This is a genomic window from Streptomyces hebeiensis, assembly GCF_052983195.1.
In genome coordinates, this window is record NZ_CM129812.1 from 1,798,320 (window position 1) to 1,823,563 (window position 25,244).

Here is a 25,244-nt window from a genome sequence, read left to right on the forward strand (position 1 = left end):
GGTTCATGCGCGCTGCTCCTTCTTCAAGTCACGTACCGCGTCGAGGAACGCGTCGTTCTCGGACGGGGTGCCCGCGGTGACCCGCAGCCAGCCCGGTACGCCGTTGTCACGGATGAGGACCCCCCGGTCGAGGATCCGCCGCCACGCCTCGTGGGCGTCCTCGAAGCGGCCGAACTGCACGAAGTTCGCGTCCGACTCGGTCACCTCGTAACCGGTGGCGCGCAACTCGGCGACCAGCCGGTCCCGCTCGGCCTTGAGCTGCTCGACGTACCCGAGCAGCGTATCGGTGTGTTCCAGCGCGGCGAGCGCGGTGGCCTGGGTGACGGCCGACAGGTGGTACGGCAGGCGCACCAGCTGGACGGCGTCGACCACGGCGGGGTGCGCGGCCAGGTAGCCGAGGCGGAGACCGGCCGCGCCGAACGCCTTGGACATCGTGCGGGACACGACCAGGTGCGGGCGGCCCTCGATCAACGGGAGCAGGGAGGGACGGTGGCTGAACTCGACGTACGCCTCGTCCACCACGACCAGTGACGGCCGGGCCGCCTGCGCGGCCTCGTACAGGGCGAGGACGGTGTCCGCGTCCACGGCCGTGCCCGTGGGGTTGTTGGGGGAGGTGATGAAGACGACGTCGGGCCGGTGCTCGGCGATCGCGGCGACGGCCGCCGCCCGGTCGATCGTGAAGTCCTCGTTGCGCGGGCCGGAGAGCCAGCCGGTGCCGGTGCCCCGGGCGATCAGGCCGTGCATCGAGTACGAGGGCTCGAAGCCGATCGCCGTGCGGCCGGGGCCGCCGAAGGTCTGGAGGAGCTGCTGGATGACCTCGTTGGATCCGTTGGCCGCCCAGACGTTCGCCGCGGTCAGCGGGTGGCCGCCGGTCCGGCCGAGGTACGCGGCCAGGGCCGTGCGCAGCTCGACCGCGTCCCGGTCCGGGTAGCGGTTGAGCCCCCGGGCGGCCTCGCGGACCCGCTCGGCGATGCGCTCGACGAGCGGCTCGGGCAGCGGGTACGGGTTCTCGTTGGTGTTGAGCTGGACGGGGACGTCGAGCTGGGGGGCGCCGTACGGGGACTTGCCGCGCAGCTCGTCCCGTACGGGCAGGTCGTCGATACCGGGGGAAGCCGGGGAGGGGTCGTGTCGGCGGGAGGGGCCGGTGCCGGAGGATCCGCGGGAGGGGTCGGTGCTCACGTGCCGGGCACCTGCCATCCGAAACGCGCCTTGAGCGCCGCACCGTGCGCGGGCAGGTCCTCCGCCTCGGCGAGGGTCACCACGTGGTGGGCGACCTCGGCGAGCGCGTCCCTGTCGTAGTCCACGATGTGGATGCCGCGCAGGAACGACTGGACGGACAGGCCCGAGGAGTGGCACGCGCAGCCGCCGGTCGGCAGGACGTGGTTGGACCCGGCGCAGTAGTCGCCGAGCGAGACCGGGGCGTACGGGCCGACGAAGATCGCGCCCGCGTTGCGCACCCGCGCGGCCAGCGCGGCGGCGTCGGCGGTCTGGATCTCCAGGTGCTCGGCCCCGTACGCGTCGACCACCCGAAGACCGTCCTCCAGCGAGTCGACCAGGACGATGGCCGACTGCCGGCCGGAGAGCGCGGGGACCACCCGGTCCTCGATGTGCCGGGTCGCGGCGACCTGCGGCTGGAGTTCCTTCTCGACCGCCGCGGCCAGCTCCGCCGAGTCCGTCACCAGGACGGCGGCGGCCAGCGGGTCGTGCTCGGCCTGGCTGATCAGGTCGGCGGCGACGTGCACCGGGTCGGCGGTGTCGTCGGCCAGGATCGCGATCTCGGTGGGGCCGGCCTCGGTGTCGATGCCGATCCGGCCGGTGAAGTAGCGCTTGGCGGCGGCGACCCAGATGTTGCCCGGGCCGGTGACCATGTTCGCGGGCGGGCACTCCTCGGTGCCGTACGCGAACATCGCGACGGCGGTGGCCCCGCCCGCCGCGTACACCTCGTCGATCCCCAGCAGCGCGCACGCGGCGAGGATCGTGGGGTGCGGGAGGCCGCCGGACTCGGCCTGGGCCGGCGAGGCCAGGGCGATGGACCCGACGCCCGCCTCCTGCGCCGGCACCGCGTTCATGATCACGGACGAGGGGTAGACGGACCGGCCGCCGGGCGCGTACAGCCCGACGCGCTCGACCGGCACCCACTTCTCGGTGACCGTGCCGCCCGGCACGACCTGGGTGGTGTGCTCGGCGCGGCGCTGCGCGCGGTGGACGAGCCGGGCCCGGCGGATCGACTCCTCCAGGGCGGCCCGCACGGCCGGGTCGAGCCCGTCGAGGGCGTCGGCGAGGGCGCGCGCGGGCACCCGGATCCGTTCCAGCCGCACCCCGTCGAACTTCTCCGCGTACTCGATCAGCGCCGTCGTGCCCCGATGGTGGATGTCCTCGCAGATCGGCCGGACCTTCTCCAGGGCGGCTTCCACGTCGAAATCGGCTCGGGGCAGCAGGTCGCGCAGGGCGGCACCCTCGGGGAGGGCGTCGCCACGCAGATCGATTCGTGAGATCACGGTGCCAATTCTCGCAGACCGGCTCAGGGCCCCGGGCCCGCGTATCACTGGCTGATACATGTCCCGGGCATCACTCTTCACCACTAGCGTTCAGCGGGTCACTCAGCGGGCACAACGCTGGTAAGGACCACTCGTGGCCAGGCGGTATGACCACCGTCGCCGGCTCGGACGGCCCCCTGGCAACGCTGACAACGCTGACAACGCTCACAAGCGGACAAGCACTCTCGACCTCGACCCGGACCAGCTCGACTCGACCAGAGCACTTCAACCAAACAAAGGCACGCATTTGTGCACTTTTGTGCGCATACGGGGAAGCGGAGGCCCGGCGGTGACCGAGCCGCAGAACGACGAATCTCCCGACTGGCTCAGCGCGGCGGAACTCGGCATGTGGCAGTCGTTCCGCAACGGCAGCACGTACGACCTGAGCACCTCGGACCCCTTGCTGGACGACCCCTTCTCGGCCCGCCCTTGGGGCACGGAGCGCAGTGTGCGCGCCCGGGTGGTGGCGCTGCTCCTGCTGAGCGGCCCGGCGGCGCTGCCCGGCCGGGTCGCGGCACTCAAGCTGCGCGGTGTACAGATCACCGGCACGCTCAACCTCGCGGGCGGCACGGTCGCCCCGTACGTCGAGCTGAACGAATGCCGCTTCGAGAACGAAGTGGTACTGCCCGAGTCGCGTTTCACGACCCTGCGCATCGCCGGCTGCGCGCTGCCCCGGCTGGAGGCGGCCCGGCTGCACACGGAGGGCGACCTGCACCTCCCGCGCTGCCGGGTCGAACGGGGTATCCGGCTCACCGACGCGCAGATCGGCACGGATCTGCTGATCAGCCAGATCGAGGTGCACCCGGACCGGCTGGGCCGGGCGATCACGGCCGACGGGATGACCGTCGCGCAGGACCTCCAGGCCGATCAGATCGAGACCTACGGCGAGCTCAGCCTGCGCGGCGCCAAGATCGGCGTCTCGCTGAGCCTGCGCGGCAGCCGGCTGCGCGCGGCCCAGGGCAAATGGGCTCTGAACGCCCCGCAGCTGACCGTCGAGCGCTCGCTCTACCTGACGGGCACGTGGGTGAGCGAGCAGACCGGCCGGCCCTGGGCCACTCCCCCGTACGGCGTCGGCCTCGGTATGGGCACCGGCCCCGGACCCGCCCTCCCTCACGACCGCCGCCACACTCCCGACCGGGGTCAGGACCGCGGACGTGGTCCGGGCGCAGGCCATGGTCCGGGTACCGGCCTCGGGCCCGGGACCGGCTCGGGATCGGGCCCCGGCTCGGGCCCGGGCCCCGGAGTCGGCTCCGGTGCCGCGTCCCCTTATGGCACCCGGCTCCAGCACTTCGAGTGCCGGGGCGGGGTTCGGCTGGACGACGGCCGGTTCGGGGACGCGGTCGACCTGGACAAGGCACGCTTCGTCCTGGACCCGGAGGAAGAACTGTCACTGCGCCGGATCGTCACCCCCGAGCTGCGCTTCACCTGCGAGCGGGTGGAGGAGGGCCGGGTCGTGCTCAGTGGCGCCAAGATCGTCACCCTGGTCGACATGTCGACCAGCTGGCCCGCGCCCGGCGGCCTGGGGATGGGCGGCTTCGTGTACGAGAACCTGGTTCCTTTCGGCCACTTCCCCCTGCTCCGGCGCCTGGAGTGGGTCGCCGCGGCGACGCCCGAGTACTCGCCGGAGCCGTACGAACGCCTCGCCCAGGTCCTGCGCAACAGCGGCGAGGACGCGGACGCGCGCGAGGTACTCCTCGCCAAGCAGCGGCGCCGCCGGGAGACACTCCCGCTGGCCGCCAAGCTCTGGGGCTACCTCCAGGACTGGACGGTCGCCTACGGCTACCGCCCGGGCCGGGCGGCCCTGTGGATGGCGGTGCTGTGGGGCGCGAGCACGGTCGCCTTCTCCCGGCACACCCCCGAGGCCATCAGAGGAGAGGAGCACCCGGAGTGGAACCCGGCCCTGTTCTCCCTGGACCTGCTGGTCCCGGTGATCAACCTGGGCCAGGACGGCTACTGGCTGCTGCGGGGCGGCTGGCAGTGGGGAGCGGCGATGCTGGTGCTGCTGGGCTGGATCCTGGCGACGACGGTGGCGACGGGGGCGACACGACTGCTGCGCAGGAGCTGACGCGCGGGGCCCGCGGGAGCGGAGGATGTCCGCAGCTCGTGCGGCCCGTCCAGGAGCTGACGCGCGGGCGCGCCGGGGCGGGACCCTGCGCGGGTTCCGCCCGGGTTTCCGCCCTCGCGTCCCCTCCCGGCCCCTTCCCCTCCTTCCGGCCCCTTCCGGCCGCCACCGCGGATTTTGCCTCGCCTTGACCCGGACCAGGACAACCTTTCCGCCGATATCAAAACTTCACAGACATTCTGTGGCGCCGCGGCCCCCCGCCCTTTTCAATGGTCCGCACCATGTCTCTGCTGCGTGCCCTGATCAGCACCGCCCGCATGATCCGGCACACCCCCCAGCTCGCGGCCGGGCTGCCGCCGGACGACGCCGTGCTGCTCGACGCCCCCGACGAGCGCCTCGCACCCGCGCTCGTCTCCGCCGCGTACGGCGAGTACGACCAGGCCGCCAAGCTGCTCGCCACCACGCGCGAGTCCGCCGAGTGGGAGGACCGCGACCGCTGCGTACGCCGTCTCGCCGCCTTCGCGCACAGCCGCGACGCCTGGCTCGTGGCCTGGCTGCGGGCCGCGCCGCGGGACCCGGACGCGCTGCTCGTACGGGCCGAGCTGGCCGTACGGCGCGCCTGGGAGTCACCGGCCCGCGCGGAGCGCCTGCGGGAGACCGGCCCGCTGATCGACGCGGCGGCCGACAAGGCGCCCCGTGACCCGGTGCCCTGGCGCGTGGCACTCGACCACGCGCGCGGCACGCACGCCTCCCACTCGGCGTTCGAGTCCCTGTGGGCGCAGGCCGTACAGCGCTCCTCACACCACTACGGCTGCCATGTGTCCGCCCTCCAGTACCTCTCCGCCGAGTGGTACGGCTCGCACCGCGAGTGCTTCGACTTCGCCGAACAGGCGGCGTACGACGCGTTGCCCGGTTCGCTGATCCGGGCGCTGCCGGCGCGGGCCGCCTTCAACCAGTTGCAGAGCGGCGAGCCCACCTCCGTGCAGGCGGAACGCATCGACGCCGCCGCGGACCTCGCCGTCGAGGTGTCCGCCGGGTACGAGGCGGGCGATCCGTGGCCGGCCGAGGTGCGCAACCTGCTGGCGTACGTCCTGATCGAACGGAACCGATGGAACGAGGCGCTGGAACAGTTCCGGCTGATCGGCCCGTACGCGACGTCGTTCCCGTGGAACCATCTGCACGAGGATCCGCTCGGCCGGTTCCTCGCGACCCGGGACGGCACACGGATCGAGGTGGCCTCTCAGACGCCTCTGTGGAACCGGGACGGCCGGAGACGGCCCCACGGCCACTACGCTTGACCGCTGTGACCACCGCTCGCCTCCCTCTCTTCCCGCTCAAGACGGTTCTGTTCCCGGGCCTCGTCCTTCCGCTGAACGTCTTCGAGGAGCGGTACCGCGCCATGATGCGCGAACTGCTCAAGACGGACGAATCCGAACCGCGCCGCTTCGCCGTGGTCGCCATCCGCGACGGCCACGAGGTCGCGCCGACGGCCCCCGGCATGCCCGACGGAACGACCGCGCCCGAGGCCGGACCGACCGCCGGCTTCGGCGCGGAACCGCTCGAAGCGTTCCACCCGGTGGGCTGTGTCGCCGACGCGGCGACGATCCACGAACGCCCGGACGGCACCTTCGAGGTGATGGCCACGGGAACGACCCGGGTGCGGCTGCTCTCCGTGGACGCGAGCGGCCCCTATCTGACCGGCGAGGTCGAGGAGCTCCCGGAGGAACTGGGCGAGGGCGCGGAACCGCTCGCGGAAGGCGTGCTGCGCGCGTTCCGCTCCTACCAGAAGCGTCTGGCCGGAGCCCGCGAGCGATCGCTGTCCATGAGCGACGAGCTGCCCGCGGAGCCCTCCGTGGTGTCGTATCTGGTCGCCGCCGCCGCCGTGCTCGACGTCCCGTCCAAGCAGCGGCTGCTGGAGGCGGCGGACGTCGCGACGCGGCTGCGCGCGGAACTGAGGCTGCTGCGCGCGGAGACCGCGGTGATCCGTCACCTGCCCTCGCTGCCGGCCGTCGAGCTGACCAAGGCTCCGACCAATCCGAACTGAGCGCGAAGACCACGGGGATGACCGGGCGATGGCCGGGCCGAGGCCGGGCCGAGGCCGAGCGAGAAGAACGACGCGTACGAGGGAACGGGCGACGTGGCGAAGAAGCCGAAGAAGCAGCAGCAGTCCGGGGGAACACCGGCCACGGTCGCGCTGACCGCGGCCAGTGCGGCGTTCACCCTGCACGCGTACGAGCACGATCCGGCGTCCGCTTCCTACGGCGAAGAGGCGGCCGAGGCGCTGGGCGTCTCCCCGGAACGGGTCTTCAAGACGCTCGTCGCGGACGTCGACGGCGAACTGACCGTGGCGGTCGTCCCGGTCGCCGGTTCACTGGACCTCAAGGCGCTCGCCTCGGCGGTCGGCGGCAAACGCGCGACGATGGCGGACCCGGCGGCGGCGGAGCGTACGACGGGCTATGTGCGGGGCGGGATCTCCCCGTTGGGCCAGCGCAAGCGGCTGCGGACGGTGGTGGACTCGTCGGCCGAGGCGTACGAGACGGTCTGCGTCTCGGCGGGGCGGCGGGGGCTGGAGGTGGAGCTGTCCCCGAAGGACCTGACGGGGCTCACATCGGCGGTGGTGGCGCCGATCGGCCGGGAGGGGCGTGCCGTTTGAGGGTCGGCCGGCGGACGTGGGCGGTCGGGGCTCATCGGGAACCCGGGGCGTACGTCAGCCGGGGTGGGGCGGGTTCTCGGGCTGGGGGGCGGGGGGCGGCGGTGCGGTCCATTCCGGTTCCGGGTCCTTCGGGCCGAACACGGCCGTCAGCGCCAGGTGGACCACCATCGCCGCCAACGGCCACGACAGCAGCGCCCCCTTCGCGTTCAGTTCCAGCGGGGCGTCGAAGGTGACCCCCTTGCCCGCCTCCTGCGCGTGGGCCAGCACGTCCGGTGTGGGGCCGAGGCGGCTGCCGAACTGCCAGGCCAGTACCGCGCCCAGCAGCCCGCCCAGCGCCAGGGCCAGCACCAGCGGGATACCGCCGTGCCGGCGGAGGACGAAGACCAGCGCTCCGCTCACCACGCCGAAGCCGAGGGCCAGCAGGGCGAAGATTCCGTCGGCGGCGATCGCCTCCTCGCCCTCCGTGTCCTTGAGGAAGACCGCCGTGCTGTCCGAGACCAGCGGGACCTTCGGGGCGAGCCACAGCCAGAGCGCGCCGAGCAGCAGTCCCAGGAGCGTGACGGCCACCAGCACCACGGCGGCCTGGAGCACCTCCGTCCTCAGGTCGGGGCCCTCGTCCCCGGTCTCCGTGACGGGACAGGGCGTGGCACCGCCCGGCGGCGTCTGCCACGGGCCGTCGTGCCGGGGTTGGTGGGGTGGCGTCAGAGGTGCGGTCACCCCGACATCGTGCCAGGCCCCGCCGGGTGGTGCCTCATCGGACCGCTGCCCGCCGGTACGCCCAGGTCGCCACGGCCAGGGACACGACACCGACGACCGCGCACACGCCGAGATCGAGCGCGACGGCCGACCAGTCGGGGTGCTTGTCGAACGTACGGGCGAGGGCCTCCACGCCGTACGTGGAGGGCAGCAGGTCGCGCGCGTAGGTCACCGGGCCCGGCAGCCGGTCCGCCGGCAGCACGCCCAGCAGGAGCGCGGCGGACATGCCGAGCTGGCCCAGCAGCGTCGCCAGTTCCTGGCGGGGCGCGAGGAGGCCGAGGGCGGCGCCCAGGCCGGCCAGTGCCGCGCCCGAGAGCGGGATGACCGCGGCCAGTACCCACAGGTGACCGAGCGGCAGTTGGAAGAGCACGCTGCCGGTCACGGCGGTCACGGCGGTGCCGGGCACGGTGAAGGAGGCGTACGCCCCGGCCGCGCCGAGCACCACGGCGGCGGGCGGCACCGGCAGGGTGGCGTAGTGGTCCAGGCCGCCGCCGGCCCGTAGCTGGCCGAAGTACTGGGCGAGGAGGTTCAGTGCCACGAACGCCACGACCAGCACGCTCGACCCGGCGACCACCGCGCGGGCCTCGTCGCCGCCGTCGACCACGCCGCGCATCAGCACCATGATCCCGACGGACTGGAACGTCGCCACGAAGAGCAGCGGGATCCGGGCGACCCGGGCCCGCGACAACTGGGCGCGGTAGACGGCGGCGAGCGAGGGCAGCAGCCGGGCGCGGGGCGCGAGGGGGGCGGGATCGCCGTCGGCCGTCCGCCGGGCCGGGCCGTCCGCCGCGGTCCCGGGCTTCCCGGCCACGGCCTCCACGGGCACGATGCTCACCTGGCGCTGCTCCTGTTCGCTGCGTACGTGTCGGACGGGCGGGCGCGGGGCGCGCGGGCCGCCGCGGTCCTCCACCTTGTCATGGCCCCCTGCCGGGCCGGGCGGCCCGGTACGCTCCGGGCCCCGTGGCCCCCTCCCGTACTCATGCCTTCACCAGCCCGTTCGCGCGCCCGCCGAGCGCCAGGTAGACGTCCTCCAGGCTGGGCGTGGCCAGGGTGAAGTCGTCCAGGGCGGCGAACGCCGCTCCGCCGGTCACCGCGGCGACGGCGGCGCGCGCCTCGTCCGGGGCGAGCCGCAGGACCCAGCGCCGCCCGGACTCCTGCGCCGACGCGCGCAGCGCGGCGACCTCCGGGACGTCCAGCGGGGCCCGCTCCCGCCACACCAGCTCGACCCGGACCTCGCCCGCCACCCGCTCCTTGAGGCCGGCGGGCGTGTCGCAGGCGATCACCCGGCCGCGCTCCAGCACGGCGACGCGGTCCAGGACGGTCTCGGCCTCGATGACGTTGTGGGTGACGAGCAGAACGGTCGTGCCGCTCTCGGCCCGCCGCCGGTCCACCGCGGCCCAGACCGCGCGCCGGGCGACGGGGTCCATGCCGGTGGTGGGCTCGTCCAGGACGAGTACGGACCGCTCGCCGACCAGTGCGGCGGCGAAACAGGCCAGTCGGCGCTGGCCCCCGGAGAGCTTCTTGAGCGGGCGCCCGGCGAGTTCGGTGAGCCCCAGCTCCCCGAGCACCGCGTCCCGCTCGGCACGCGCCCGCCGTGCGCCGAGCCCGCGCAGCCGGCCGGTGGTCTCGGCGGCGAGCGCGACGGTCAGCTCGTCGAGTGCGGCGGACTCCTGCCCGAGGTAGCCGATGAGCCGGGCGGCGCGCTCGGGGTGGCGCACGAGGTCGTGGCCGAGCATGTCGACGGTGCCGGAGTCGGGCCGCATCAGGCCGGTGAGCTGGCGTACGAGGGTGGACTTGCCGGCCCCGTTCGGCCCGAGCAGACCGAAGATCTCACCGCGCCCGACATCGAGACAGACCCCGTCAGTGGCCCGCACGGCGGGGGTCGCGGGAGTACCGCGCCGGCCGCGCGCGGCGGGGTACGTCTTGACCAAATCGCGCACCACGCAGACCGTTCTCACGATGACCGACCATACGGCCTCCCGTCGGGACCGGACGGCCCGGGGTGCGGATGCGGGCCCGTCCGCGGCGTGGCGCGGCAGACCGCGCGGGCCCGCGTCGTGCCGCGCGAGTACCGGGTGATCAAGGCCCTGCACCCGACGGCCGTCCCGGTGCCTCCCACGGCCCCTACGGCACGTCCGCCGCGGCCCGTACGTCGATCTCCCGCCAGAACCCGGCCCTGATCGCGTACCTGTCGTGCTCGTCGATCTGGTCGTCCTTGTGGGCCAGCAGTCCGAACCGCGCCGCGTACCGCAGGAGTTCCCCGTCGATGCGGTGCGGCACCCGCGGGTAGAGCGCGGAGAGCTTCTGCACCTGGCTCGCGTCCGTCAGCCGCTCCATCCACCGGCGGGCGAAGACCTGGCCGACCTCGAACGGGTCGCCCCCGACCGTGGTGATGTCCTCCTCCCGGTCGGCCCAGCGCTGTTCCGCGCTGGTGAGCTGGGCCAGGGTCGGCAGGGACGCCGTGTCGGGCGGCTCTCCCGCGGGACCGCTTCCGGGCCGTTCGACCCAGCCCTTGTCGGAGGACCAGCGCAGGGTGGCGCCCGTGGGCGCCGGGGACTGCGGCGGCTGCGGGACCGCGGGGCCCCGTAGTCCCGCCAGGTCCTTGGGCGTGGGCACGCCCCGGCCGCCGGACGTCACCGCCGGGCCGTCCCCGCCGTGCTCGGCGAGGGGCTGCTGGACCGTGCCGTTGCGCCCGGCCGGCCCCGGCGCCCCGGGAGCGGCCGACATGCCCGGGGCCGTGGCGCCCTGCCCGGTGACCGCGCCGTTGCCCCCCGTGCCCTGTCCGTCCGACCCGGCCCGCGCCTCCGCGCCGCCCCGCGCCGCCTGCGCCCGCGCCTCGGCGACCCGTTCCGCGGACGCCGCCAGTGCCGACTCCGGCAGCGGTGCCGAGAGGATCGCCGCGATCTCCGGGCGCGGCACGGGCGGTGGCGCGCAGACACCGGCCGGATCCTTCGCCCGTACCGCCTTGGTGATCCACGCGCGGTCGAGCACCCGCCGCTCGTCGGCCTCGGCGACCAGGTCCTCGGACTGGTTGTAGTCACCGTCGGCGGCCTGGACGGCCCACAGGTGCACGGCCACGCCGTGTTCCTTGGCGGACATCAGGCCGGGCAGCAGATCGCCGTCCCCGGTCACCAGCACCACGTCCGAGCAGGCGCGGTTCCGGGCCAGTTCGGTGAGTTCGGCGTGCATCGCGGCGTCGACGCCCTTCTGCGCCCAGCGCCCGTCGCTCCGGGTGAGGGCTCCCAGCCGTACGGTGACGCGGGACATCACCCGCAATCGGCGGTGTTCGGGCTGGGGAACCCGGTCGGGCGCGCCGTCGAACCAGTAGATGCGGAGCAGCGGCCGTTCGGTGTCGGCCTCGGCGCGCTCGCGCAGGCCCTGGATCAGGGCGGTGTGGTCGACGGTGATCCGGGACCGGGCCGGCTCTCCCGCGAGGAGACTCGCGGCGGCGCCCAGCAGATATCCGGCGTCCACCAGGACGACGCAGCGGTCCACGCGTTCCACCTTCTTTCGGGAACCTCGAAATCGGGAGGTGGTAGTTCGGAAGTCACGAGGGGTTTCCTTCGAGTCTGCCCGACGGCAAGAGGCTTGACGTCCGGAACTCGATCATCGGCGTGGCGCATGTCTCACGCCCGTCACCGACGACAACCCCCGCGAGGCGCCGCTACGGACGGCAATGATCCACAATGCGGGGACTACCCGCCTGTGTGACGCTGTACCCGGCCTGGTCCCCACTCATCGCAGGAGGCGCCACCATGGCCAAGAACAAGAACCGGGATCGCGGCGGTAAACAGCACCACCGGTCGACGTCGGAACGGACGGGCGGGAGCCCGAAGTCCTCGTCGACGGAGGAACGGGCCGAGGAGCGGCTGACGAACATCACACCCGCGGATGTGGAGCGCAAGGGGCGCCGGCGGCGTTTCGGCCACAACTGACGGCGGGGCCGCGAGCCGGGAGACACAGCGAGTACACGAAGGGGAAGAGGGGCGCGCCCACCCGTTGCCGGGCGCGCCCCTCCGCGCCGTTCCCTCGGTCGCCCGTGCCGTTGCCGCGACCGCCGGCACCGTCCCCTGCTATCCCGCGAGACAGCTGGGGCCCAGCAGCACCTTCAGATCGCCGAAGAGCGCGGGGTCGGGCTGCACCCGGTGCCGGTCGAGCCTGAGCACCGTGGTCTTCCTGGCGCCCTGAAGCTTGATCCGGACCTCGGAGTTGCCCCGGTGGTGGCTGAGGATCTCGCCGAGCCTGCTGACCATCGGCGGGGTGACCTTGACCGTGGGGATGGTGATCGTGACGGGTGCGTTGCTGCCGGCGGACGACAGGTCGGGGACGGACAGTTCCATGGCGACGAGGCGGGGGATGTCCTCGCGCTTGTCGAGGCGGCCCTTGACGAAGACGACGGTGTCCTCGACGAGCTGGGTGGAGACGAGCTGATAGGTGGCGGGGAAGAACATGCACTCGATGGAACCGGCGAGGTCCTCGACCGTGGCGATGGCCCAGGCGTTGCCCTGCTTGGTCATCTTGCGCTGGAGGCCGGAGATGATGCCGCCGACGGTCACCACCGCACCGTCCGCGTGCTCACCGCCGGTGAGCTGCGCGATCGCCGCGTCGGCCTTGTCCGACAGGACGTGTTCCAGGCCGAAGAGCGGATGGTCGGACACGTACAGGCCGAGCATCTCCCTCTCCTGCGCCAGCAGATAGGCCTTGTCCCACTCGACGTCGGAGAACTGCACGTCGAGCCCGAAGCCCGGCTCGTCCGCTCCCGTGTCGTCGCCCATGCCGCCGAACAGGTCGAACTGCCCCTCGGCCTCCTTGCGCTTGACCTGCACCACGTTGTCGATCATCGGCTCGTGGTGGGCGACCAGGCCCTTGCGGGTGTGGCCCATCTCGTCGAAGGCGCCGGCCTTGATCAGGGACTCGATCGTCCGCTTGTTGCAGACGACCGCCTCGACCTTGTCGAGGAAGTCCGGGAAGTTCGCGTACTTCCCCTTCGCCTTTCGGCAGCGGATGATCGAGTCCACCACGTTCTGCCCCACGTTCCGGACCGCCGTGAGACCGAACAGGATCACGTCGTCACCCTGTGCGGCGAAGTTCGGCTGCGACTCGTTGACGTTGGGCGGCAGCACCTTGATGCCCATGCGCCGGCACTCGTTCAGGTAGACGGCCGACTTGTCCTTGTCGTCCTTCACCGACGTCAGCAGCGCCGCCATGTACTCGGCCGGGTAGTTCGCCTTCAGGTACGCGGTCCAGTAGGTGACCAGTCCGTACGCGGAGGAGTGCGCCTTGTTGAACGCGTACCCGGCGAACGGGACCAGCACGTCCCAGAGGGCCTGGATGGCCTCGTCCGAGAATCCCTTCTTCTTCGCGCCCTCCTGGAACAGGACGAAGTTCTTCGCCAGTTCCTCGGGCTTCTTCTTGCCCATCACCCGGCGCAGGATGTCGGCTTCGCCGAGGGAGTAACCGGCGATGATCTGGGCGGCCTTCTGCACCTGCTCCTGGTACACGATCAGGCCGTGAGTGAGGCCGAGGACCTCCTTGAGGGGCTCCTCCAGCTCCGGGTGGATCGGGGTGATCTCCTGCTGGCCGTTCTTGCGCAGCGCGTAGTTCGTGTGCGAGTTCATGCCCATCGGGCCCGGCCGGTACAGGGCCGAGACGGCGGAGATGTCCTCGAAGTTGTCGGGCTTCATCAGCCGCAGCAGCGACCGCATGGGCCCGCCGTCGAACTGGAAGACGCCGAGCGTGTCGCCGCGGCAGAGCAGGTCGTACGTCTTGGGATCGTCCAGGGGGATCGACAGCAGGTCGAGTTCGACGCCCTTGTTGGACTTCACCATCTTGACGGCGTCGTCCATGATGGTGAGGTTGCGCAGGCCCAGGAAGTCCATCTTCAGCAGGCCGAGCGACTCGCAGCTGGGGTAGTCCCACTGCGTGATCGTCACCCCGTCGGTGTGCCGGACCCAGACCGGGACGTGGTCGGTGATGGTCTCGCTGGACATGATCACGCCGGCCGCGTGCACACCCATCTGCCGGACCAGGCCCTCCACACCCTTCGCGGTGTCGATGACCTTCTTCACGTCCGGCTCGTTCTCGTACATCGACCGGATCTCGCCGGCCTCGGAGTAGCGCGGGTGCTTGGGGTCGGTGATGCCGTTGAGGTCGATGCCCTTGCCCAGGACGTCGGCGGGCATGGCCTTGGTCAGCCGGTCGCCCATCGCGTACGGGTACCCCAGCACGCGGGCGGAGTCCTTGATGGCGTTCTTCGCCTTGATCTTGCCGTACGTGCCGATCATGGCGACCTTGTCGGCGCCGTACTTCTCGGTCACGTACCGGATGACCTCACCGCGCCTGCGCTCGTCGAAGTCGATGTCGACGTCGGGCATGGAGATGCGCTCGGGATTCAGGAACCGCTCGAAGATCAGCCCGTGTTCGATCGGGTCGAGGTCGGTGATCCCCATCGCGTACGCCACGATCGAACCGGCCGCCGAACCACGCCCGGGGCCGACCGCGATCCCGTTGTTCTTCGCCCACATGATGAAGTCGGCGACCACGAGGAAGTACGCCGGGAACCCCATCTCGATGATGATGCCCATCTCGTACTCGACCTGCTTGAGCCGGTCCTCCGGAATCCCGTTCGGGAACCGGCGGGCCATGCCGCGCATGGTCTCCTCGCGGAACCAGGTCGTCTCGGTGAACCCATCCGGCACGTCGAACTTCGGCATCAGGTCGCGCTTTTCGAACATGCCGCTGTCGTCGATCTGCTCGGCCACCAGGAGCGTGTTCGCGCACCCCTGCTGCCAGGCGTCCGAGGAGTCGATCGCGTACATCTCATCGGTCGACTTCAGGTAATAACCCGTCCCGTCGAACCGGAACCGGTCGGGATCGGACAGGTTCTTTCCCGTCTGAATGCAGAGCAGCGCATCGTGCGCCGTCGCCTCGTGCGCGTACGTGTAGTGCGAGTCGTTCGTCACCAGCGGCGGGATGCCGAGCTTGCGGCCGATGTCCAGCAGCCCGTCGCGCACCCGCCGCTCGATCTCGATCCCGTGGTCCATCAGCTCCAGGAAATAACGGTCCTTGCCGAAGATGTCCTGGTATTCGGAGGCCGCCTTCAACGCCTCGTCGTACTGGCCCAGCCGCAGCCGGGTCTGCAGCTCGCCCGAGGGGCAGCCGGTGGAGGCGATCAGCCCCTCCGACCACTTCGCCAGCGTCTCCTTGTCCATCCGGGGCCACTTCTGGAGCCAGCCCTCCGCGTACGCGTCGGAGGAGAGCCGGAAGAGATTGTGCAGCCCGGTCTTGTTCGCCGCCCAGATCGTCTTGTGCGTGTAACCACCCGAACCGGAGACGTCGTCCCGCTTCTGGTGCGGCTGGCCCCACTGCACCTTCCGCTTCAGGCGCCGCGACTCCGGCGCCACGTACGCCTCGATCCCGATGATCGGCGTCACGTTCGCCTTCTTCGCCGAGTGGAAGAAGTCGTACGCGCCGTGCAGGTTGCCGTGATCGGTCATGGCGATGTGCGTCATGCCCATCTCGTTGCACGCGTCGAACATGTCCTTCAGCCGCGCGGCACCGTCCAGGAGCGAGTACTGGGTGTGCACGTGCAGGTGCGTGAACGGCGGCTTGGTCACGGCGGGGGCCTCCAGTGGAACGGCTGGCACGAACGGTCGGACGACCCGTCGGGCACGGAGCCCGTCAGGCGGTGGGACAAACGGGCGGGTGGCGGAACAGGCGGTTGAGCAGGCGGTTGTACGGGCGGATCCCCTGGCCGGAACCCGGGCTCCGGCTCCGCGGACGGTCCGGGGAGCACTGGGGGGACAGCGTCGAAGTCTACGACCTGACACCGACGACCGGGCCGCCGGAGGGCGCCGGTGGGACGGCCCGCGCGGACCGTGATAAGAGGCGCGACCTCCAGGGCCCGCGGAAGCCGGGCGGCGGGCACTCGCGGGCCACTTCGGGCGTTGGCCCCACTGGGAGGGGCCTGGGCTCCGTCCGCGAGAATCCGATCCCATTGTCATGCACCAGGAGGCACCCAGCGATGTCGGTCCCGCGACCTGTAGGAGCAGCTGACGAGCAGCGCGGCGAGGAGATCCTCGCCGTCTTCGACACCGCCTTCGGTGAGCTGCTGGCCGCCGATCCGGCAGCCTTCCGGGTGAAATTCAGGAAGATGGCCGCCTCCGCGTTCGCCTTCTACCGGGGCACGGCCTGCCTGTTCTACTACGACCTGGAGCGCGAGCGCGCCGCCACGGGGGACACCGGTCCGTTCCTCGACGAGCGCACCGGCCGGGTGTGGATCCACGGCGATCTGCACGCCGAGAACTTCGGTACGTACATGGACGCCAACGGCCGGCTGATCTTCAACGTCAACGACTTCGACGAGGCGTACGTGGGCCCGTTCACCTGGGACCTGAAGCGCCTCGCCGCCTCCCTCGCCCTGGTCGGCTACACGAAGGCGCTCAGCGACGACCAGATCACCGCCCTGGTGGAGATCTGCGCGGGCGCCTACCGGGAGCGGATCCACGCCCTGGCCGCCGGCGCCAAGAACGACGAGGTGCCGCCCTTCACCCTGGACACGGCGACGGGGCCGCTGCTGGACGCGCTGCGTTCCGCGCGCTCGCGCACCCGCTTCGGGCTGCTGGACTCGATGACCGAGATACGGGAGTACGAGCGCCGGTTCGCGGCCGGCGGCGGCTCCGTCGAGCTGGACGCGGCCACCCGGTACAAGATCCTCGCCGCTTTCGACGGCTATCTGGAGACGCTCCCCGAGTCCAGCCTGCACCGCCCGGACTCCTACCGTGTGAAGGACGTCGTGGGCCGGCGCGGGGTCGGCATCGGCTCGGCGGGCCTGCCCTCGTACAACATCCTCCTGGAGGGCAACAGCGACGCCCTGGAGAACGACGTGGTGATCTACATGAAGCAGGCGCAGACCCCGGCGGTCTCCCGGCACACCACCGACGGCGCGGTCCGCGACTACTTCCAGCACGAGGGTCACCGCACGGTGATCTCGCAGCGGGCGCTCCAGGCGCACGCCGACCCCTGGCTCGGCTGGACCGAGCTGGACGGCGCGGGCCAGCTGGTGGCGGAGGTCTCCCCGTACGCGGTGGACCTGGACTGGTCGGACCTGGACGACCCGGAGGAGATCTCGGCGGTGGTCGCCGACCTCGGCAGGGCCACGGCCACCATGCACGCGTCCGCGGACGACGAGAGCGGCCACTCCCTGGTGCCGTTCTCCACGGAGCGCGCCATCGACGCCGCCATAGCCGCCGACGAGGACGGTTTCGGCGGTCTGCTGGTGGACTTCGCCCATTCCTACGGGGCGCGCGCCCGCGCCGATCACCAGATCTTCGTGGACCTCTTCCGCAACGGACGGCTCGGCTGACGGCCTCCCCTGGGCGGGGCCATGCGGCATCTTGTCGTATGACCGTTTTCGTATGACCTTTTAAGGACCGCTTACCCCCGGTCATGGCACACTCGGCGGCGATGGGCATATCCGGAACGCGACTCAGAGCGGCGCGGGCAGCACTCTTCACGGCACTGGTCGTGACGCTGTCCGCCGGCTCCCACGTGTTCCTCTCCCGGGCCCCGCTGCCGCTGCCCGTCGTCGCCGCGATCAGCGCGGCGGTGTTCCTGGTCGCCTACGCGGCGGCGGGGCGCGAGCGGGGCTTCTGGCGCATCGCCGCCCTGGTCGTCCCGCTGGAGCTGGCCGCCGACACAGTCTTCACCAGCGGCCAGCGGGTCTGTTACGGCCCCTCCGGCGGCCCCGTCACGGGATCCCTGCGAGCGGTCGGCCTCGACGTGCTGTGCGGCGGGGGCCGGTTCGGTACGCCGCTGCCGGGGGTGGCCCCCGCCGACGGCCCGGCGGCCACCGTGCTGAACTCCGCCGACCCGGCCCTGCCCTGGCTGCTGCTGGCGGCACACGTCTCGATCGGGCTGGCCGCCGCCCTCTGGCTGCGCCACGGCGAGTCCGCGCTGGCCGGGCTGGTACGGGCCGCGGCCACGTCCGCGTTCCGGCCGCTGCTCCTCGCGGTCGCCGCCGTCACGGGCACCATCCGCGGGGCCGTACGGCGCGGGGCCCGCCCGGCGTCCCGGCCGCGCCCGGCCCGTACCGCCTTCTTCGTGCACTCCGTGGGACGGCGGGGGCCGCCGCCCGCCGCGCTCGGCTCGTACTGAGCAGGAAGCCCGTACCGAGCAGGGCGCTGTCCCCGCGTCCCCCGTCCACGCCGGATCCCGCGTCCGGCCCCGGACCCCACACGGCCCGCGTCGGCGGAGCCATGCCATCACACGGAGTGAACCACCATGAGCGCACGGAACAAGCAGGCCAACAAGTCCGCCGCCCGTGAGCGCCTGCGCCAGGAGCGCGAGCGGCAGGCGAAGAAGGACAGGATCCGCCGGCAGCTGGTCGTCGCGGGCTCGGCCGTCGTCGTCCTCGCGATAGCCGGCGGCGTCGGCTACGCGGTCGTCCAGGCCAACAAGCCCTCGCACTGGGAGGCGGTGAAGGAGGAGAAGAACGTCGTCGCCCCGAAGAACACCGAGGGCACGGACGGCACGACCGTGGTCCTCGGCAAGGCGAGCGCCAAGAAGACCCTGGAGTTGTACGAGGACCCCCGCTGCCCGGTCTGCGCGAGCTTCGAGCAGTCGGTCGGCAAGACCCTCCAGAACGACCTCGACGCCGGCAAGTTCAAGGTCAAGTTCATCGGCGCGACCTTCATCGACAACTCCGACAACGGGGAGGGCTCGAAGAACGCCCTGTCCGCGCTGGGCGCCGCGCTCAATGTGAGCCCGGAGGCGTTCCTGGAGTACAAGGCCGCGCTCTACTCGAAGAACTTCCACCCGGAGGAGCAGGACGACAAGTTCGCCAAGGACAGCTATCTGATCCAGGTCGCCGACTCGGTGAACGAGCTCAAGGGCAACAAGGCGTTCCAGAAGGACGTCGAGCAGGGCACGTACGACGCCTGGGCGATGAAGATGTCGGCCGTCTTCGACAAGAGCGGTGCCGGGGGCACGCCGACGCTGAGGATGAACGGCCAGAAGCTCACCGCCGAGGGCAGCGACAGCCCGCCCATGACGGTGGAGCAGTTCAACGCCGCCGTCGACAAGGCGCTGAAGGCTTAGAGGTCGCGCGATGGGTGGGGCGGCGTCGCGTGCCGATGGGCGGCGCCCGGCGGCGTTGTCGTCGGTCCACGACGCTCCGCGTCGCCTCCCTCCTCCGCCTTGCCGGACTTGCCCCTCGACCCGCTCCTTCCTCCACCCCACCTGTCGCGCGACCTCTTAGGGTCCTTGTCCTCGCCGTACGCCCGTTTCGCCCCGCCCGTCCGGCCGTGACGCGTCATGATCCCGGGCGGGGCGTACCGGTCGCGCGCGTCCCGCGCGAACGGGTGCCGCGCGAGGCCCGTGCCCTGGCACGGCTCAGCCACCCGCATGTGGTGACGATCCACCACATCGTCGACGAGGGCACGTTTCCCTGGCTCGTCATGGAGCTGCTGCGCGGCGAGTCGCTCCAGAGCCGGCTCGCCCGGGGCCCCTGGAGCCCCGCGACGTCACGCCCCGTACCGACGGCAGCGCGGTCCTCACGGACTTCGGCATCGCCGCCCTGCCCGACTCGTCCTCGCTCACCCGGACCGGCGACCTGATCGGCTCCCCCGATTACATCGCGCCGGAACGGATCCGGGGGCGCGACGACGATCCCGCCTCCGACCTGTGGTCGCTCGGGGTGGTGCTGTACGTGCGCGTGGAGGGCGCCGGCCCGCTGCGCCGCGCCACGGCACTGGCCACACTGGCCGCCGTCCTGGACGAGCCCGTCCGACCGGGGCCCGGTCGGGTCCCGAACCCCAGGGCCCCGAACCCCAGGCCGGCCCCTCTGCCGGCCAGGACGGGACCCGAGCCGTCAGGTCGGGCCTCGGCCGTCAGAGCGAGTCGAGGAAGCCGAGCGCCGTGCGCCAGGTCGCCTCGGCGGCGTCCTCGTCGTAGTCCGGCAGCTCCGGGTCGGTGAAGAGGTGCCCGGCGCCCGGGTAGCGGAAGACCTCCACGTCGGCCCCGGCCTGCCGCATCCGCAGGTACCAGGCCGTCAGCCAGTCGTGCGGCTCGAACGCGTCCGGATCGGCCACGTGCAGCTGCACGGGCAGCTCGTCGACGGACGCGTTCTCCGCGATGTCGGACGTACCGTGCAACAGCAGCAGCCCGCGCGCCTTCTCGTCCCCGAGCGCCAGGGTCTGGGCGACCGACCCGCCGAGCGAGAAACCCGCGTACACGAGACCGCGTTCCGAGTACGGCGCGGCGGCCAGGATCGCGCGCCGCAGCAACTCCTCCTTGCCGATCCGGTCCTTGAGCTCCCTGCCCTCCTCGACCGTCTCCGCTGTTTGTCCCTCGTAGAGGTCGGGCACGCGCACGTCGTGGCCGGCGGCCCGCAGCCGGTCGGCCGCCTCGTGCACAGCGGGGCGAAGGCCGTAGACGGAGTGGAAGAGCATGATGTCCATCCCGTCATCCTGCCAGGCCACGCCCACCCGGCCGGTGCCGCCCGCACCGGCCTGAACCGGGCCCGAACCCACCTGCCCTGACCGAACCTGACCGACCGAACCGCACGGGAGTCAGACCGAACCGGACCGGACCGAACGGCACCGGCACGAACCGACCGAGGAGCCATGGAAAATCTTCTGCGCCCGCTGACCGTGCTCGGTGGCTCGATCCTGCTCACCGTGGCGCTCGGCTGGATCGCGGACAAGCTGCTCACCCGCGTGGACGCGCGCCACCCGGAGACCCCGCTGTGGGGACTGCTGCGCCGCTGCCGACTGCCGCTGCAGGTGGTGCTGGGCACGGCACTGCTGCGCGGCTCCTACCGGGCCGTCCGCTGGGACCTCGTCGAACAGAACCGGGCCGTGATCGGCCAGGGACTGTCGTTGGTGCTCATCGGCGCGGGTGCCTGGCTGGTCGTACGGATCGTGTCCGCGGCGGTGGAGTCGACGTACGCCCGGTACGCGTCCTCGACCCGTGACCCGGCCCGGCTGCGCCGGGTCCGTACCCAGGTCACGCTGATCATGCGGATCATCACGGCCGTCGTCGCGGTGGTGGCCATCGCCGCGATCCTGCTGACCTTCCCCGATCTGCGCTCCGTCGGGACCTCGATGCTCGCCTCCGCGGGCATCATCGGCATCGTGGCCGGTGTCGCCGCGCAGTCCACCCTCGGCAACCTCTTCGCGGGGTTCCAGATCGCGTTCGGGGACATGGTGCGCATCGGCGACACGGTGGTGGTGGACGGCGAGTGGGGCACGGTCGAAGAGGTCACGCTCACCTTCCTCGCCGTACGCACCTGGGACGAGCGCCGCATCACGATGCCGGTGTCGTACTTCACGAGCAAGCCGTTCGAGAACTGGTCGCGCGGCGGGGCCCAGATGACCGGCACGGTCTTCTTCCACCTGGACCACTCCGCGCCGGTGCCGCTGATGCGCGAGAAGCTCCACCAGATCCTGCTGGAGTGCGCGGCCTGGGACGGCAGGGACTGGAGCCTGGCGGTCACGGACAGCACGCCGAGCACGATGGAGGTGCGCGCGGTGGTCACGGCGAAGGACGCGGACGACATCTGGACGGCGCGCTGCGCGGTACGGGAGCAGATGCTGGCCTGGCTGACCGAGCACCATCCGTACGCCCTGCCGCGGATCTCGACGGCACCGGCCGCGAAGGTCCCCCCGCAGGGCCGGCTGCCCACGCCGGTGGCCGAGGAGGACACCGGCACGCCGCGCACGGGCCGCGGCTGAACGAAACGGGGCGGCCGGGCGCTTCCCCGGACGCCGTGCTCGCGCGGTCTACGGCGTCAGTGCATGCTGCGTACGTCCAGCTGGCGCAGCACGCGGTCCACCACCTCGGGATCCGCCCCGGGCTCGTTGCGGGCCGAGAGCACCTCGTGGCGCGCGGCGGACATCATCTCGCGCTGGATGCGCTGGACGGCCTTCACCCGGCTCACCCGCTTGGCGACCCACTCGCGCCGTTCGTCGTCGGCCAGGTCGGGACTGATCCTGAGCCCGATGTCCACCGCACCGCGCAGCAGCCGCTCGCTGATGTCCTCGGGCAGGTCCTCGACCTCCTCGATCTGCTTGAGCCGGTTCTTGGCCGCCTTGGCCGCGCGGACCGCGAGCGCGTGCTCCAGCTCGCGCTCGGCGTTCGTGTCCGCCCGTACGCCGAGCTTGCGGACCAGCCAGGGCAGGGTGAGCCCCTGGACGACCAGGGTGGCCATGATCACCGAGAACGCGATGAAGATGATCTCTTCCCGGCCGGGGAACGGCTTGCCGGCGTCGGTCTCCAGCGGGATCGCCAGCGCCAGGGCGACCGAGGCCACCCCGCGCATCCCGGCCCACCACATGACGACCGTCTCTCGCCAGCTCGTCGGGATGTCCTCGGCGTAGTCGCGGAGCTTGTGCATCCGCTTGGCCAGCCAGGTCGCGGGCAGCAACCACAGCAGCCGTACGAGCACGACGACGCCGACCACCGCGGCGCCCCAGCCCAGCATCTCGTGGGCGCGGCCGTCCGCCGCGCCGAAGGCGTTGTGCAGCTCCAGTCCGATCAGTCCGAACGCGACGCCCGTCACGAGCGTGTCGACCACCTGCCAGAAGGAGTTCCCGGCCAGGCGCCCCATCACGTCGTCGGCGTCCGCCGTGTGCGTGGCGAGGAAGAGCGCGGTGGTCAGGACGGCGAGGACGCCGGAACCGTGCAGCTCCTCGGCCAGCACGTAAGCGACGAACGGTACGAGCAGCGAGAGGCCGACCTGGAGCGTGGCGTCCCCGAGCAGCGACATCAGCTTGTTGGAGAGCCAGCCGAGCGCCAGCCCCACCGCCACGGCCACCACCGCCGAGAGCACGAGCGAGCCGACCGCGCCGGGCCACGAGAACGTGCCGCTGACGACCGCGGCGATCGCCACGTGGTAGAGGACGATCGCGGTGACGTCGTTGAACAGCCCCTCGCCCTCCAGGATCGAGACCAGCCGCCGGGGCAGTCCGAGGGCGCCGGCGACCGCGGTCGCGGCGACCGGATCGGGTGGTGCGACGAGCGCGCCGAGCGCGACCGCGGCGGCGATCGGCAGGCCCGGCACCATGGTGTTGGCCACGGCCGCGACGGCGGCCGTGGTCACGAACACGAGCGCGACCGCGAGCAGGAAGATCGGTCTGACGTTGGCCGTGAACTGCCGCCAGGACGTGCGTTGCACGGCCGCGTAGAGCAGGGGCGGCAGCAGCAGCGGAAGGATGAATTCCGGCGGTACCTGCACGTTCGGCACGAACGGCAGCAGGGCCAGGACGATCCCCAGGAGCGTCATCAGCACCGGCGAGGGCAGCCCCAGCCGGTCCCCGAGGGGAACCGTCAGCAGGGCTCCCAGCAGCAGCACGACGAGCAGTGCCAACTGGTCCACGGGGCGCCCTCCGGTGCTCGGGGTCTCGGTGCCGGCGAGCGCCGGTCCCCGGTCCGGGTACCCAGGTTTCCGGAACCCGCTTCCGGTGTCCGCGGCAGATCACGGAGGATCACAGGGAACCGCGGGGAGTCGGCGCCTCCAGCCGTCAAGCCTGTCATGCGCCGCACCCGGAACCGGGCAGGGGGTGCCGGGAATCAGGTCAAGGCGGTGAGCGACGGAAAAGCGGAACGCGGAGACCCCCGGAGCGCGCCGCGTACGCGAAGTACGCCGAGTACGCGAAAGCCCGGGGAACGGAAGTCAAAGCTCCCGGCGCATCGCCCGGTGCGGCATGTCCGCGTCGAGGAACTCCGGTCCGTACGCCACGTACCCCAGCCGCTCGTAGAAGCCCAGCGCGTGCGACTGCGCGTGCAGGTCCACCGCCGCGAGCCCGCGCCCGCGGGCCGCCTCCTCGACCGCCCGCACCAGCGCCGCACCGATACCGAGCCCCCGGGCCGCCGCCGTGACGGCGAGCCGACCCAGCGAGCCGACCGCCGGGTCCCCGCCGGTCCGGTCGGCGGCGCCGGGCCCGTACAGCAGCCGCCCGGTGCCCAGCGGCTGTCCGTCGGCGCGGACGGCCAGCACATGGACGGCGTCGCCGTCGCGGCCGTCGTACTCCAGATCCTCGGCGACGCCCTGCTCGACGACGAAGACCTCCTTGCGGACCGCGAAGCACGCCTCGAGGTCCGCCGGGCCGACGGCGACCCGTACCGTGTGACCGAGCCCGGCACCGGAGGTCTGCTGTACGGGCCCGGCACCGGGCGCGACCCCGCTTCCGCCCCCGTCCGCCGTCGCGGCGCTCACGCGCTGCTCTCCGCCCGGACCCGGTCCAGTGCCCCCTGGAGATCGTCGGGGTAGGAACTGGCGAACTCCACCCAGCGCCCGTCCGCCGGGTGCTCGAAGCCCAGCCGCACCGCGTGCAGCCACTGCCGGGTCACGCCGAGCCTCTTGGCCAGGGTCGGGTCGGCGCCGTACGTCAGGTCGCCGACGCACGGGTGCCGGTGGGCGGACATGTGCACCCGGATCTGGTGCGTACGGCCCGTCTCCAGCTTGATGTCCAGCAGCGACGCCGACCGGAACGCCTCGATCAGGTCGTAGTGCGTGACCGACGGCTTTCCGTCGGCGGTGACGGCCCACTTGTAGTCGTGGTTCGGGTGGCGGCCGATGGGCGCGTCGATCGTGCCGCTCATCGGATCCGGGTGCCCCTGCACCAGCGCGTGGTAGCGCTTGTCGACGACCCGGTCCCGGAACTGCGCCTTGAGCAGGGTGTACGCCCGCTCCGACTTGGCGACGACCATCAGCCCCGAGGTGCCGACGTCGAGCCGGTGCACGATGCCCTGGCGTTCGGACGCCCCGGAGGTCGAGATGCGGTAGCCGGCCGCGGCGAGGCCGCCGATCACCGTCGTACCGGTCCAGCCGGGGCTCGGGTGCGCGGCCACTCCGACGGGCTTGACGATCACGACGATGTCGTCGTCGTCGTGCACGATCTCCATGCCCTCGACGGGCTCGGCGACGATCTGGACGGGCGGGGCCGCGCCGGGCATCTCCACCTCCAGCCAGGCGCCGCCGTTCACGCGCTCCGACTTCCCGACGACGGAGCCGTCGACCTGGACCTTCCCGGAGGCGGCCAGCTCCGCCGCCTTCGTACGGGAGAACCCGAACATCCGGGCTATGGCGGCGTCGACACGCTCGCCCTCCAGGCCGTCGGGCACGGGCAGGGTTCTGATCTCCGGAAAGCTCACCCGTCGAGTATGCCTTGTCCGCCTCCCCCGACGATCCGGCTCCCCGATGATCCGGCTCCCCCGGACGGTCCCGGACCGCCCG

General features: G+C 71.9%; 22 protein-coding genes. 11 read left to right on the plus strand and 11 right to left on the minus strand.

Translation table 11 applies throughout. From position 1 onward, the window contains the following. Positions 1–3 precede the first annotated feature (3 nt). Both ACU6P3_RS07740 and hisD read right to left on the minus strand, forming a co-directional pair. Positions 4–1,101 (minus strand): histidinol-phosphate transaminase, encoded by a 1,098-nt coding sequence (locus ACU6P3_RS07740; RefSeq protein WP_030745704.1) that lies wholly within the window; start codon positions 1,099–1,101, stop codon positions 4–6. 74 nt (positions 1,102–1,175) lie between these two features. After that, the gene (hisD, locus tag ACU6P3_RS07745) at positions 1,176–2,498 is read right to left on the minus strand and encodes a histidinol dehydrogenase (protein ID WP_447196474.1); all 1,323 of its coding nucleotides are present in this window, start codon (positions 2,496–2,498) and stop codon (positions 1,176–1,178) included. 328 nt (positions 2,499–2,826) lie between these two features. Here hisD and ACU6P3_RS07750 point away from each other — a divergent pair, with 328 nt between their 5' ends. The 4 genes from ACU6P3_RS07750 to ybaK all read left to right on the plus strand — a co-directional run bounded on the left by ACU6P3_RS07750 (position 2,827) and on the right by ybaK (position 7,252). Beyond that, on the plus strand, positions 2,827–4,602 hold the full coding sequence (locus tag ACU6P3_RS07750) for an oxidoreductase (protein WP_447196475.1): 1,776 nt from the start codon (positions 2,827–2,829) through the stop codon (positions 4,600–4,602). A 266-nt stretch (positions 4,603–4,868) separates the two neighbouring features. Then, positions 4,869–5,897, plus strand: a complete 1,029-nt coding sequence (locus ACU6P3_RS07755) for a hypothetical protein (RefSeq protein WP_447196476.1) — start codon at positions 4,869–4,871, stop codon at positions 5,895–5,897. A gap of 5 nt (positions 5,898–5,902) precedes the next feature. Beyond that, positions 5,903–6,643 (plus strand): LON peptidase substrate-binding domain-containing protein, encoded by a 741-nt coding sequence (locus tag ACU6P3_RS07760; RefSeq protein ID WP_447196477.1) that lies wholly within the window; start codon positions 5,903–5,905, stop codon positions 6,641–6,643. Between the two features lie 93 nt (positions 6,644–6,736). Continuing rightward, complete coding sequence (gene ybaK / locus ACU6P3_RS07765) at positions 6,737–7,252, plus strand: Cys-tRNA(Pro) deacylase (RefSeq protein WP_447196478.1); 516 nt, start codon at positions 6,737–6,739, stop codon at positions 7,250–7,252. Positions 7,253–7,306: 54 nt separating this feature from the next. Here ybaK and ACU6P3_RS07770 read toward each other — a convergent pair whose 3' ends face one another. The 4 genes from ACU6P3_RS07770 to ACU6P3_RS07785 all read right to left on the minus strand — a co-directional run bounded on the left by ACU6P3_RS07770 (position 7,307) and on the right by ACU6P3_RS07785 (position 11,512). Then, a complete protein-coding gene (locus ACU6P3_RS07770) occupies positions 7,307–7,969 on the minus strand; it encodes a DUF2567 domain-containing protein (protein ID WP_447196479.1) in 663 nt (220 codons plus the stop codon). A 34-nt stretch (positions 7,970–8,003) separates the two neighbouring features. Then, positions 8,004–8,843, minus strand: a complete 840-nt coding sequence (locus ACU6P3_RS07775; protein ID WP_447196480.1) for an ABC transporter permease — start codon at positions 8,841–8,843, stop codon at positions 8,004–8,006. Positions 8,844–8,985: 142 nt separating this feature from the next. Then, positions 8,986–9,966 (minus strand): ABC transporter ATP-binding protein, encoded by a 981-nt coding sequence (locus ACU6P3_RS07780; protein ID WP_447196481.1) that lies wholly within the window; start codon positions 9,964–9,966, stop codon positions 8,986–8,988. Between the two features lie 166 nt (positions 9,967–10,132). After that, positions 10,133–11,512 (minus strand): NYN domain-containing protein, encoded by a 1,380-nt coding sequence (locus ACU6P3_RS07785; protein ID WP_447196482.1) that lies wholly within the window; start codon positions 11,510–11,512, stop codon positions 10,133–10,135. A gap of 251 nt (positions 11,513–11,763) precedes the next feature. Between ACU6P3_RS07785 and ACU6P3_RS07790 the strand changes: the two genes are divergently transcribed. Then, positions 11,764–11,943: a hypothetical protein gene (locus tag ACU6P3_RS07790; protein ID WP_030745733.1), complete on the plus strand. Its 180-nt coding sequence runs from the start codon at positions 11,764–11,766 to the stop codon at positions 11,941–11,943. A gap of 138 nt (positions 11,944–12,081) precedes the next feature. Here the strand turns inward: ACU6P3_RS07790 and dnaE are convergent, their stop codons facing one another. Next, complete coding sequence (dnaE, locus tag ACU6P3_RS07795; protein WP_447196483.1) at positions 12,082–15,624, minus strand: DNA polymerase III subunit alpha; 3,543 nt, start codon at positions 15,622–15,624, stop codon at positions 12,082–12,084. 407 nt (positions 15,625–16,031) lie between these two features. Here dnaE and ACU6P3_RS07800 point away from each other — a divergent pair, with 407 nt between their 5' ends. The 5 genes from ACU6P3_RS07800 (at position 16,032) to ACU6P3_RS07820 (ending at position 19,982) form a co-directional block, all read left to right on the plus strand. Next, complete coding sequence (locus ACU6P3_RS07800) at positions 16,032–17,372, plus strand: DUF2252 domain-containing protein (protein WP_447196484.1); 1,341 nt, start codon at positions 16,032–16,034, stop codon at positions 17,370–17,372. A 101-nt stretch (positions 17,373–17,473) separates the two neighbouring features. Further along, the gene (locus ACU6P3_RS07805) at positions 17,474–18,163 is read left to right on the plus strand and encodes a hypothetical protein (RefSeq protein ID WP_447196485.1); all 690 of its coding nucleotides are present in this window, start codon (positions 17,474–17,476) and stop codon (positions 18,161–18,163) included. Positions 18,164–18,289: 126 nt separating this feature from the next. After that, a complete protein-coding gene (locus ACU6P3_RS07810; RefSeq protein ID WP_447196486.1) occupies positions 18,290–19,105 on the plus strand; it encodes a thioredoxin domain-containing protein in 816 nt (271 codons plus the stop codon). A 206-nt stretch (positions 19,106–19,311) separates the two neighbouring features. Next, a complete protein-coding gene (locus tag ACU6P3_RS07815; RefSeq protein ID WP_447196487.1) occupies positions 19,312–19,623 on the plus strand; it encodes a protein kinase family protein in 312 nt (103 codons plus the stop codon). Then, positions 19,584–19,982 (plus strand): protein kinase domain-containing protein, encoded by a 399-nt coding sequence (locus ACU6P3_RS07820; protein ID WP_447197802.1) that lies wholly within the window; start codon positions 19,584–19,586, stop codon positions 19,980–19,982. Before ACU6P3_RS07815 ends, ACU6P3_RS07820 begins: the two co-directional genes overlap by 40 nt. On the opposite strand, the gene ACU6P3_RS07825 is transcribed toward ACU6P3_RS07820, so the two are convergent. Next, a complete protein-coding gene (locus tag ACU6P3_RS07825) occupies positions 19,897–20,466 on the minus strand; it encodes a dienelactone hydrolase family protein (RefSeq protein WP_447196488.1) in 570 nt (189 codons plus the stop codon). The genes ACU6P3_RS07820 and ACU6P3_RS07825 overlap by 86 nt on opposite strands. Before the next feature lie 165 nt (positions 20,467–20,631). Here ACU6P3_RS07825 and ACU6P3_RS07830 point away from each other — a divergent pair, with 165 nt between their 5' ends. Beyond that, positions 20,632–21,741, plus strand: coding sequence for a mechanosensitive ion channel family protein (locus ACU6P3_RS07830; RefSeq protein ID WP_447196489.1), 1,110 nt, complete (start codon positions 20,632–20,634; stop codon positions 21,739–21,741). A gap of 56 nt (positions 21,742–21,797) precedes the next feature. Here ACU6P3_RS07830 and ACU6P3_RS07835 read toward each other — a convergent pair whose 3' ends face one another. The 3 genes from ACU6P3_RS07835 to ACU6P3_RS07845 form a co-directional block, all read right to left on the minus strand. Beyond that, positions 21,798–23,384: a Na+/H+ antiporter gene (locus ACU6P3_RS07835; protein WP_447196490.1), complete on the minus strand. Its 1,587-nt coding sequence runs from the start codon at positions 23,382–23,384 to the stop codon at positions 21,798–21,800. Positions 23,385–23,681: 297 nt separating this feature from the next. Further along, a complete protein-coding gene (locus ACU6P3_RS07840) occupies positions 23,682–24,224 on the minus strand; it encodes a GNAT family N-acetyltransferase (protein WP_447196491.1) in 543 nt (180 codons plus the stop codon). Continuing rightward, positions 24,221–25,162: an RluA family pseudouridine synthase gene (locus tag ACU6P3_RS07845; protein WP_447196492.1), complete on the minus strand. Its 942-nt coding sequence runs from the start codon at positions 25,160–25,162 to the stop codon at positions 24,221–24,223. The genes ACU6P3_RS07840 and ACU6P3_RS07845 overlap by 4 nt, the downstream gene beginning before the upstream one ends. Positions 25,163–25,244: the final 82 nt, after the last annotated feature.